Source organism: Candidatus Bartonella washoeensis Sb944nv, from assembly GCF_000278135.1.
In the GTDB taxonomy this organism is placed as follows: domain Bacteria; phylum Pseudomonadota; class Alphaproteobacteria; order Rhizobiales; family Rhizobiaceae; genus Bartonella; species Bartonella washoeensis.
In genome coordinates this window covers 502,905-515,677 of the sequence record NZ_JH725023.1, presented here as the reverse complement: position 1 = coordinate 515,677, position 12,773 = coordinate 502,905, and the positions used below count along the sequence as shown (strand labels likewise).

1 protein-coding gene and 1 pseudogene are annotated in these 12,773 nt (G+C 38.4%); both read right to left on the bottom strand.

The annotated features are described in order from the left end of the window. Positions 1-2,094, bottom strand: a pseudogene (locus MCQ_RS09805) (hypothetical protein); the annotation flags it as partial. A gap of 1,628 nt (positions 2,095-3,722) precedes the next feature. Continuing rightward, on the bottom strand, positions 3,723-12,773 hold a 9,051-nt coding region (locus tag MCQ_RS04635; RefSeq protein ID WP_006923844.1), incomplete at its 5' end, for a Vomp family autotransporter.

Genomic DNA, 12,773 nt, shown 5'->3' with positions numbered 1-12,773 from the left:
TGTAGCATTAGCCCCACCAACGGAAAGCTTCCAACCTTGTGCCGCGAAAGCTCTTAACGCTTTTAACTGCGCAACATTAACTGCATCTGTATCTACACTTCCAGCTGCTAGCCCGGTAATTTGTCGTGTTTTCCAGTCCTTAGCATCACCTGTTATAACACCAACACTAACTGCACCAGAACCAGGTGAGGACTTCCATATCACATTTGTTTGTGTTGTATTTTTCCCAGTAATCGGATCATAACCTGCAATATTACCTGCAACACTAGCCACAGATCCCTTTCCTATGGCAACACCTCCGTCAACATTCGCTTTGGCATCAGAGCCCAAAGCAATACTACCGTCATTATTTGCCCTTGAATAAAAGCCAATAGAAATACTTCTATTTTTATACGCATATGCACGATGACCTAAAGCAGTTGCACCATAGCCTAGCGCCTTAGAAATGGCACCTACTGCTGTCGTATAGTCATCCTTAGCCGTTGTATAATCATCTCCATTCTCCTTATGATATTCTGAACCTATTGCGATACTACTTAGCCCTACAGCGTGAGCCATTTGCCCTATAGCAATGCCATTTGCTTTTGCTACATTTGCTTTATAACCCAAAGCTATAGCATATTCTCCCTGCGCTTGTGCAGAAAAACCAAGAGCCATCCAATTTTCTGCTTCATTAAATTTAATATTATTCTCCAGCGCATTAAGTCTATTAGCAGTATATGCAACATTATCGTTAGTCTTAAAAAGCTGAGACCCAGTCACTGCTTGTTGCGAATTTGCAGAGAGTTCTCCAGCCTTAATGTTTTTTATCTCTTTATTTCCAGCATCAATGCCAGCAGTCGTTATTTGCGGGCCACCAGGAATCACTAGGCCTTTTGCATCTAAGGTATTATTCCCCACTTTTGCACTACTCAGCGTAACATCTTTAGCCAAATCAAACTTTACATTATTGTCTTGACCACCTTTTGTAATCGTGAGATTATTACTTCCAGAAGTAAAATCTACTATGCTCTCCGGATCAACGGTTTTAACATTTTTATTAGCTACAGAAAGCTTCCAACCTCCTTTTATCGTTTTTCTTAACGCCTTCAACTGAGCAACATTCACTGCATCAGTGTCTGCAGTACCAGCTGCTACTCCTTGAATCTGGCGCGTTACCCAATTATCTTCTGCAGCGTCTTCTGTATTCCCAATACTTAATACACCATAATCAGATGATGATTTCCATATTGGACTTGTTTGTGTTGTACTTTTATCACTTACAGGATCATAACCTGCGATGCCACCTGAAGTAACAGCGCGTGAGCGCTCACCTAAAGCTATAGAACTCGAAACCATAGTTACAGCATAAGGACCCAAAGCTACACCTCTATTATTTACCACACGCGCAAAGTATCCTACAGCAACCCCTTCCGCCCCGTTTTTGGCTGAATTAGTACTAGCAGAAACAAGAGAGTTTGTACCTATAGAGACTGAATCTCTTGGAAATGCTCTTGCCTCTGTTCCCAAATCCCATTTACCATTTTCATATTTAGCGCCTATCGCAACGGATCCGAACCCTCCAGCATAAGCATTCGTCCCCAATGCAATTCTAGTATCGTCTATCAAGCGCGTTTGTATTTTTCCCGAAGAAGAAAACGATCTATTATTGTCAAGTTCTACTCTCTTAAGTTTTTGAATATTTGTATCCTCAATGCTCCCTATTTTTAATATATTTTGTACATATTTTTGTGCAATAGGATCATCTGTAGCAGAAACGTCTACGATAGGATTTTCCTTATCAGAAAGGGATCTGGTTAAAAAGTTTGCGTGGTCGCTGGAAGCTTTAACTTTTTCCTGTGCTGCAGTATTAAGCACTCTTACATCATTGTCTTTTGATACAGAAGAGGCATTCAAATGAGCAACAGAGATAATGTTTTGTGGATAAGACACACCAGCACTTTCAACACCTTCAAGAAATGTATTTCCAAAATCGAGATTTGCTGCAAAACTAGGAGAAATATTTGATAAAAATGCAACTATTGCAGCAAATAAAATACTCTTCATCCAAAATAAGGGAAAAGGAGAACGAGGGTGATTTTCGTCATTCTGCACTAATGTGTCATATAATTTTTTTATAACAAACTCTCCAACAAAAAAAACTAAAACATAAAAAAGACACATTCTTATGTTACTTGTTAAAAGATTACGGTGTATGGAATTGGATTCTACTTTTTTGTAGGAGAGTAGCATTTTTATTCTTTCGCTTCGTTTTTTCTCTGCGTCTTATAATAAGATTTATAAAAAAATTGAGAACTTATTAAATGTAAGAGCAATATATTTAGTTTATAAGTAATGGTTGAGTTTTTGGATTATCGTGGTATAAATTCATAAAAGAATTTTCTGTGTACTTACATAATATTGGTTTTTTTTCAAAAGAGGTTAAACCACTTAAATGAAGATCTTAAAGTGAAATGTTGAGTGTTTTTGTATTGTAATATATTTATTATTGGTAGTACTGTTTACTGTAAAAAGAAAATAAATCTTATTACATTAAAGACAGTAAAAATATTTCACGGGTTTTTACTTCGTATTTCAGCTAAAGATATTTTAAGTACGTTGCTATATATGTGCAATTTCGTAATCTTTTTTATTTGAAGACATTATCCATCCCCCCCTTCTTCTTAAATATCTCTCTATCAGAAATATTTCTTTGCGAACAAAATGAGTCTTACTAATATACTTTTTGTATACTTATAAGATCTGCAATCAAATAGCAAGAAAAAAATGAATTTCTTCATAAAACGTATAATTATGGATGTTAGTGCGCTACTTTTTCAACAAAATTACGTAATATACTATTATAAAAATTAAACTTTATAGCCTCGTTAAGCGCTATACTCGCTTATGTATAAATATTATTTTACTTTGTAGAGCTTACGTGCCTCTCTAAAAACGTATAGCATGCAAGATTTTCATTAAAATCTTTGGCTTTTAGCATCAATTGAGTGCCATATGAAACCCATGCACATAATTCCCAGAGATCTCCTGATCTTACAAGATAAACTGAATATTAAAGATAAAAATACCCCTTTTCAAGGTATCACCAACGCCTAAAGATAATGCAAAATAGCAGAAATATATTTGAACGCTATCATCAGATACAGAATTTGTAAATTTAGAAGATCCAATTTTGTGTATTTAAGAGGTAAATTTAAAAAAGGTCTTGTCTTCTAGAATTTTTTATAGCAAAAAAACTCGCGTATTAGTTGTTTTCTTGTTTTGTAAGTTAATTTACTCTTTGAAGATGTGAATTTTTTTACGTATTGATAATTTATTTTTTTAGAGAAGATTAATATTGCTTTAATTTAACTTCTCATTCAAAGAATAAAATGATCTTAAATTATTGCGTGATATTTTGAAAAGTAATTTCTTCGCTTTTAATACAATGGTTCTTATTTATAGCTGTAACCTTTAACTATAAAAAATATTGATAAAATAGCAAAAAAATGAAAGAGTTTTTGCTCTCTTTCAATATGATATATTTAAATGAGCATTTGGAAAAGTTTTAATAATAGGTATTCAGTCTCTTTTTACGTAAATCTATTTAAGTTATATTTTATTTAATTTCAGTAAATTATTGTGTATTTTTTTATTTAAAATTTTTTTCTATATAAAATTTTCACCCTTGTTTCATTAAACAAAGGTGAATGAGATTTTAATTAAAATATTTTATTGTTTTTTTAATCTAGTGTCATGGTGAATCCTGCCCCTACTCCCCAGTGACCTCCGGCACTGGTTATAGACAAATTAGAGCGAATGTTTCCATTTCTAGACGTATAACCAGCACCAAAAGCAAGGGCAGATTGGCTACGCCATAAACCACCACCAAATCCAAAACTTAATCTTCCAGGTGTATCATTGTAACGCAAGTTAGCTACTGCCAAGCCAATAGCTGCAGCTTGTCTTGCTTCTTTACGTACATCTTCAAGGCCATACTTTAAAACATTAAACTTCGTATCTGTATACTGTTTAGCACGCTCAACTGCATCATCAATGTCTGAAGTAACATGTTGCTCTGTATACTTTTTTATATCCTCGAGAACAATATCAAGCTGCTGCTTGGTATAATCGTGCAATTGACCGCCATTAACCGCTTCTTTCGATCCTACTTCAATTCTACCATCACCAACATTATCAATAATTACCGGATCACTTTCATTCCCACCAACCAACGTAACTGTATTGGTTTTTTTCCCATTGGTATCTTTATCATAGTTAACAGCACCATCGGTAACCGCACTTTCAATATCTTTTACATGTTTATCAATACTATCTACCTTGTGTTCAACTTCTTTGACTTTCTCGTTTGTCTCCCAAAGCTGTCCGCCATTCACAACTTCTTGCGACCATTTTTCAATTCTACCATCGGCAACATTATCAATCTTGCTTGATACACCTTTATGACTAGCGTCGTATGAGCTTTTCTCTTCATTCCAATTTAAACTATTGGTATTAATAGTTTTGGAAACCTCTTTAATACGCTCATTTATACTCGACATACTCTCACTAACACCATCAAAAGCACTCGCAACATCATTATAGCTTTTCTGCTCAAAAGAACTACCATCTCCCTTAAATTGCGTAACCTTAAACTCTGGAGCTGTCCACTGGCCACCGCTATATCCAACACCTCCTCCAAAATAGGCTGCTAACTGTTTACTCATTAAATAAAGCTGTGAGCCATTAATGGCTTCTGTTGAACTATCCGTCAAAGCGCCAGCCATTACTCCAGATACTATCCGAGCCTTGCCTTGGTTATTTGCAAGAGTGATTTTACCACCATCTTTTTCTCCACCAATCTTAATAACCTTGGTCTTTTCATCTTGCTTAACAAGGCTATCACTAATGACATTGTTAATCTCATCCTTAACTTCATTATGAATATTCGTAAGAGAATTGCCAACACCTTCAAAAGCTGCCGCTACATTATCATACTTTTCTTCAGTCGCTTCTCCTTCTGAATTAAATTTCCTAACTGTAAAACTAGGAGCGGTCCATTTGCCTTCTGCATATCCAGCGCCACCGCCAAAATACTCAGCAACAGTCTGATGTGTCTCAAAAAGCTGAGAGCCATTGACGGCATCATGTGAACCCTTGGCAATCTTGCCATCAGCAACATTATGAAGTGCAACAGGAGCGGAACCTTTTCCTTTTCCAAAAGTCACATTACCATAATCAGTTTCACCATCTTCTTGCTTATCATAAAGAACAACAGAAGAATCTTCAGACTGAAGAGTATCAGAAAGATCCTTCAAACTTTTGTCAAGTTGGCTCTTGTTAACAGCTTCATTACCCTTCACTGCCGCCTTCACACCAGAAAGGGTCCGATCTTCATTATTCTTGTTTTGAATGTTAATTGCAGTGCCATAAGCTTCCTTACCAATGGTGATAGCAGCAGTTTCATTCTCTTGCTTAACAAGACTATCACTGATGACATTATTAATCTCATCTTTAAACTCATTATGAATATTCGTAAGAGAATTGCCAACACCTTCAAAAGCTGCCGCTACATTATCATACTTTTCTTCAGTCGCTTCCTCTTCTGAATTAAATTTCTTAACTGTAAAACTAGGAGCGGTCCATATACCTTCTGCATATCCAGCGCCACCGCCTAAAGACTTCGCAACCTCGCTGCCCAGAATATGAAGCTGACTACCTGTAATAGCATCAGTCGAACTTTCAGAGACTGTTCCATCCAAAATAGATGTAATCTTGCTGTTGGCTTTATTCTCTCCATGCGTTGCTACAAAAGCCTGCGCATCTTTGTCCCACAACAAAGAATCCTGTGCAACACCTTGAGATACTTCTTTAATACGTTGGTTTACATTCTTGATATTTGTGTCAAGTCCAAAAAAAGCACTTCCAATATTATCATAGCTAGTTTCTTCTGCGGCACCATCTTCAGAAATCTTAGATAATTTATAACTAGGACCTGTAAAAGCACCATCTGTAAATGCCGCACCACCACCTAAGAATTTGGCAACATCTTCAGAGATCTTATTAATCTGGCTACCGGTGATTGCATCATGCGACCCCTCACCAATGGTACCATCTGCAACATTATGAAGAGCTACAGGAGCGGAATCTTTTCCCTTCCCAAAAGTCACACTCTCATAATTAGTCTTACCATCTGTTCCCGTATCATAAAGAACAACAGAAGAATCTTCAGACTGAAGAGTATCAGAAAGATCCTTCAAACTTTTGTCAAGTTGGCTCTTGTTAACAGCTTCATTGTCATTCTCTGCTGCCTTCACGCCTGAAAGTGTCCGATCTGCACCTTCATTGTTTGCAAAAGTGATCGCACTACCCTCTTTTTCTCCACCAATCTTGATGAGCTTCTTCTCTTCATTCCACTTAACAAGGCTATCACCTTTCACAGTATTAATTTGATTAGTAATTTCCTTGGTAAGTTCATTCTTAACGTTAGTAACGTCATTTTTAACATGGGTAATAGAAGTATCAACACCAGCAAAAGCAGAGCCAACATCATTATACGTTTTGCCTTCAACAGTATAAGTGGGTTTCTTACCTTGAAATACATCTGCACCACCACCCAAATATTGTGAGGTATTCTCAGCAACGTTTTCTAAATCACCTGTCACACTAGTAACATTCTGATTGGTAGCAAAAAGCTGTGCACCATTTACTGCTTCTGTTGAGGTATCCGAAAGTGTCCCTGCTTTTAAACCAGAAAGTGTCCGACTAGCCTTCTCTTGATTCAAAATACTGATTTCAGTACCATCTGTTTCCACACCAATAGTAATAACCTTTGTCGCCTCATCTTGCTTAACAAGGCTATCACTGACAACTTTGCCAATTTCCTTATTAATCTCATTGTGAATGTTCGTGAAAGAAGTACCAACACCCTCAAAAGCAGCTGCAACAGTCTCATAGCTCTGCTCTTCAACACCACTACCATCTTCTTTGACGCTCTTAACCTTGAAACTTGGAGCGATCCATGCGCCATTCTCATAGCTAGCATTTCCGCTAAGAGACTTCGCAACCTTGCTACCCAATGTATAAAGCTGATTACCCGTCACAGCATCCGTGGAGATTGCAGAAATATCTCCAGCCTGAAGAGATGTAATCTTGCTATTGGTTTTGTTCCCTTCTTCTCCATGCGCCGCTACAAACGCTCCCTTATCCTGGTCCCACAACAAGGAATCACTTTGAACTGCTTGCGTAATATTCGTGATGTTTTCCTCAAATTTCTTGACCTCATTCGTCAGGTGCGTGTTCACATTACTAATACTCATATCAAGACCCGCAAACGCGCTACCAACATCGGTAAATTCATCCTTTTTTACATTACCATCGACATCAACCTGAGAGATTTTATAACTAGGACCTGTAAAAGCACCATCTGTAAATCCCGCACCACCACCTAAGAATTTGGCAACATCTTCAGAGATCTTATTAATCTGGCTACCGGTGATTGCATCATGTGACCCCTCACCAATGTTACCATCAGCAACATTATGAAGTGCAACAGGAGCAGAACCTGTTCCTTTTCCAAAAGTTACACTTTCATAATTAGTTTCACCATCTTCTTTCTTATCATAAAGAACAACAGAAGAATCTTCAGACTGAAGAATATCAGAGAGTTCCTTCAAACTTTTGTCAAGTTGGCTCTTGTTAACAGCTTCATTACCGTTCTCTGCTGCCTTCACACCAGAAAGCGTCCGAGCCTCCCCTTGGCTATTTGCAAGAGTAATTTTATCACCATCTTTTTCAGCACCAATCTTGATAACCTTTGTCTTATCATCTTGCTTAACAAGGCTATCACTAACAACTTTGCCAATTGCCTTATTTATCTCATTGTGAATATTCGTGAAAGAAGTACCAACACCCTCAAAAGCTTCCGCTACAGTCTTATAGGAATCCTCAGTAAGATCGCCATCAGAACTGATTTGTTTTACCTTGAAATTAGGATCTATCCATTTTCCGTTCTCATATCCAGCGCCACCGCCAAAATACTTGGCAACCTCGCTGCTCAAGGAATAAAGCTGTCCACCATTAACAGCATCGGTTGAGTTTTCAGAAATGTCTCCATTCTGAAGAGACGTAATCTTGCTATTGCCTTTGTTTTCTCCATGCTGCGCTACAAATGCTCCCTTATCCTTGTCCCACAACAAGGCATCACCTTGAACTGCTTGCGTAATATTCGTGATATTGTCCTCAAATTTCTTGACCTCATTTTTCAGATGCGTGTTCACATTACTAATACTCGTATCAAGACCCGCAAACGCGCTACCAACATCGCTATAGGAATTGCTTGTTACCGCACCATCTTCAGCAATATGAGAGATCTCATAAATCGGTCCTTTAAAAGTACCGTTTTCAAATGATGCATTACCACCTAAAAATTGAGCAACTTCCTGAGAGATTGTATTAATCTGAGAACCATTGACAACATCATGCGATCCATCAGCGATCTGACCATTGGCAACATTATGAAGAGCTACAGGAGCGGAATCTTTACCCTTCCCAAAAGTCACACTGCTATAATCAGTTTCACCATCTTCTTTCTTATCATAAAGAACAACTGCAGATTCAGCAGACTGAAGACTGTTGGAAAGAGCCCTCAAGCTTTCATCAAGTTGCGCTTTGTTAACAGCATCATTATCATTCTCTGCTGCCTTCACGCCAGAAAGTGTCCGATCCTTACCTTCATTGTTCGCAAGAGTGATCTCAGTACCGCCTATTTCTTTACCAATAGTAATAACATTTGTCTCTTCAACTCGCTTAACAAGGCTATCACCTACAACTTTGTTAATCTCATTCTTAACTTCATTGTGAAGGTTCGTAAATGAAGTACCTACGCCTTCAAAAGCAGATGCAACACTCGCATAGTTCTGCTCTTCAACACCACTACCATCTTCTTTGATGCTCTTAACTGTAAAAGTAGGAACGGTCCATTTGCCTTCTGCATATCCAGCGCCACCACCAAGAGACTTCGCAACCTCGGTGCCAAGAAAATAAAGCTGATTACCCGCTACTGCATCCGTAGAGGTTAAAGAAATATCTCCATTTGCAAGAAACTTAATTTTGCTATTGTTTTTTTCTTCTCCATGCGTCGCTACAAACGCATGAGCAGTGTCACTCCATAACAAAGCATCACCTTGAACTGCTTGCGTAATATTCGTGATATTGTCCTCAAATTTCTTGATCTCATTCGTCAGATGCGTGTTCACATTACTAATACTCGTATCAAGACCCGCAAATGCACTACCAACATCGTTATAGCCGCTCTCCGTTACCTCACCATCCTTAGAAACATGAGAGATCTTATAAGTCGGTCCTGTAAAAATACCCTCTGTAAATCCCGCACCACCACCTAAGAATTTGGCAACATCTTCAGAGATTGTATTAATCTGAGAACCATTAATCGCATCATACGAATTCTCAGCAATCTTACCAGCTTTGACATTATGAAGTGCAACAGGAGCCGAACCTTTTCCTTTTCCAAAAGTCACACTGCTATAATCAGTGTTACCATCTGTTCCTTTATCATAGAGAACAACCGCAGATTCTTCAGACTGAAGAGTATCAGAGAGTTTCTTCAAACTTTTATCAAGTTGGCTCTTGTTAACAGCTTCATTGTCATTCTCTGCAGCCTTCACACCTGAAAGCGTCCGAGCTTTGCCTTCACTGTTTGCAAGAGTGATCTCAGTACCACCGATTTCTTTACCAATAGTAATAACATTTGTCTCTTCAACTCGCTTAACAAGGCTATCACCTTTTACAGAGTTAATTTGGTTCATAATTTCATTGGTCAGTTCATTCTTAACGTTAGTAACATCATTTTTAACATTCGTAATAGAAGTATCAACACCAGCAAAAGCAGAACCAACATCATTATATGTTTTGCCTTCAACAGTATAAGTGGGTTTCTCACCTTGAAGAACATTTGCACCACCACCTAAATATTGTGAGGTATTCTCAGTAACTTTTTTCAAATCATTCGTTACAGCGGTAACATTCTGATTAGTCGCAAAGAGCTGTGCACCATTTATTGCTTCTGTTGAGGTCTCGGAAAGGGTCCCAGCTTTTAGACCAGAAAGTGTCCGACTAGCCTTCTCTTTATTCAAAATACTGATTTCAGTGCCATTTGTTTCCTTACCAATAGTAATAGCATCAGCCTCTTTATCCTGCTTCACAAGGCTATCGCCTACCACTTTGTTAATCTCATTCTTAACTTCATTATGAATATTCGTAAGAGAACTGCTCACACCAGCAAAAGCTGTAGCAACATCATCATACTTCTCTTCAGTAGCTTTGCCTTCTGCATCAAATTTATTAACTACAAAACTTGGAGCGGTCCATTTACCTTCTTCATATCTAGCGCCACCACCAAAATATGTTGCAACCTCACTGCCAAGAGAATGAAGCTGACTACCTGTAATAGCATCAGTGGAACTTTCAGAGACTGTTCCATCCAAAATAGATGTAATCTTGCTGCTATTTTTATTCTCTCCATGCGTTGCTACAAAGGCCCCTTCTGCCCCGTTCCACGACAACGAATCCTGTGCAACACCTTGCGAAACTTCCTTAAGACGTTGGTTTACATTCTTGATATTTGTATCAAGTCCAGAAAAAGCACTTCCAACATTATCATAGCTAGTTTCTTCTGCTGCGCCATCTTCAGAAATCTTAGATAATTTATAGGTCGGTCCTGTAAATGTACCATTTTCAAATGATGCATTACCACCTAAAAATTTGGCTACATCTCCAGAGATTGTATTAATCTGAGAGCCATTAATCGCATCATGTGAATCCTTGGTAATTTTGCCATCTGCAACATTATGAAGAGCTACAGGAGCGGAATCTTGTCCCTTCCCAAACGTCACACTCGCATAATTAATTGCGTTATTGTCATCACCTTTTTTATCGTAGTGAACAACGGCTGATTCATCAGACTGAAGACTTTTGGAAAGATCCTTCAAACTTTCATCAAGCTGAGCTTTGTTGACAGCCTCATTAGCATGCTCTGCTGCCTTGACACCAGAAAGCGTCCGATCCTTACCTTCACTGTTTGCAAGAGTGATTTTATCACCATATTTTTCAGAACCAATCTTAATAACCTTTGTCTCTTCATCTTGCTTCACAAGGCTATCACTTACGACATTAGTGATATCATTTTTAATATTCGTGAAAGATGTACCAACATCAGCTAAAGCTTCTGCAACATTATCATACTTCTTCTCTTCAACTGTAACACCATCATCTTTGATAGTTTTAACCTTGAAAGTAGGAGATACCCATTGTCCATTCTCATATCCAGCCCCACCGCCAAAATACTTCGCAAACTCGCTGCCAAGAATATAAAGCTGACCACCATTCACTGCATCTGTTGAATCTGATGCAATCTTCCCAGCCTGAAGTGATGTAATCTTGCTGTTGGCTTTATTCTCTCCATGCGTTGCTACAAAAGCCTCTTTATCATTGCTCCACAACAAAGCGTTACCTTGAACAGTGCTAATTTCTTTTTTTATTTCATTTGTAATATTCGTAAATGAAGCACCAACACCTTCAAAAGCAGATGCAACATCATTATAGCTTTTGTCTTCAATTTCAGCACCATCAGCCTTGACAGTTTTAACCTTGAAACTTGGAGCGATCCATGCACCATCCTCATACTTAGCGCCACCGCCAAAATATGTTGCAACGTTACCGCCTAATGAATGGAGCTGTGATCCATTCACTGCGTCCGTTGAGGTTGTAGAAATATCCCCATTCGCAAGAAACTTAATTTTGCTATTGGTTTTTTCCTCTCCATGCTTTGCAACAAAAGCCCCTGCTGCCTCGTTCCACGACAAAGAATCCTGTGCAACACCTTGCGAAACTTCCTTAATGCGTTCATTCACATTCTTGATATTCGTGTCAAGACCAACAAATGCACTCCCAACATCGGTAAAGGCAATCGGCGTGCTCATACCATCTGTAGTAATCCTGGATAAATTATAGATTGGTCCTTTAAAAGTACCATTTTCAAATGATGTATTACCACCTAAAAATTTGGCTACATCTCCAAAGATTGTATTAATCTGAGAGCCATTAATCGCATCATGTGAATCCTTGGAAATATTACCATTGGCAACATTATGGAGACCTACGGGGTCTTTATCTTTACCTCCCAAGGTTACACTCGTATAATCAACCTGACCATCTTGATTATCGTAATGAACCGCAGACGCCTTCGTATTTCCAATACTCTCAGAAAGATTCTTCACATTTTCATCAAGTTGTGCTTTGTTAACAGCTTCATTGCCAACCTGCCCCGCCTTCACACCAGAAAGTGTCCGATCCTTACCTTCATTGTTTGCAAGAATGATCTCAGTACCACCGATTTCTTTACCAATAGTAATAACATTTGTCTCTTCAACTCGCTTAACAAGGCTATCACCTATAACTTTGCCAATTTCTTTATTCATCTCATTGTGAATGTTCGTGAAAGAAGTGCCAACACCAGCAAAAGCTTCCGCTACAGTCTCATAGCTCTGCTCTTCAACACCACTACCATCAGAATTAACGGTCTTAACCTTGAAGCTTGGAGCGGTCCACTGACCATCCTCATATCCAGCATTACCACCAAAAGACTTCGCAACTTCGCTGCCAAGAGAATAAAGCTGATTACCCGCTACTGCATCCGTGGAGGTTGCAGAAATGTCTCCGTTCTGAAGTGATGTAAGCTTGCTATTGCTTTTTTCTGCTCCATGCGTCGCTACAAA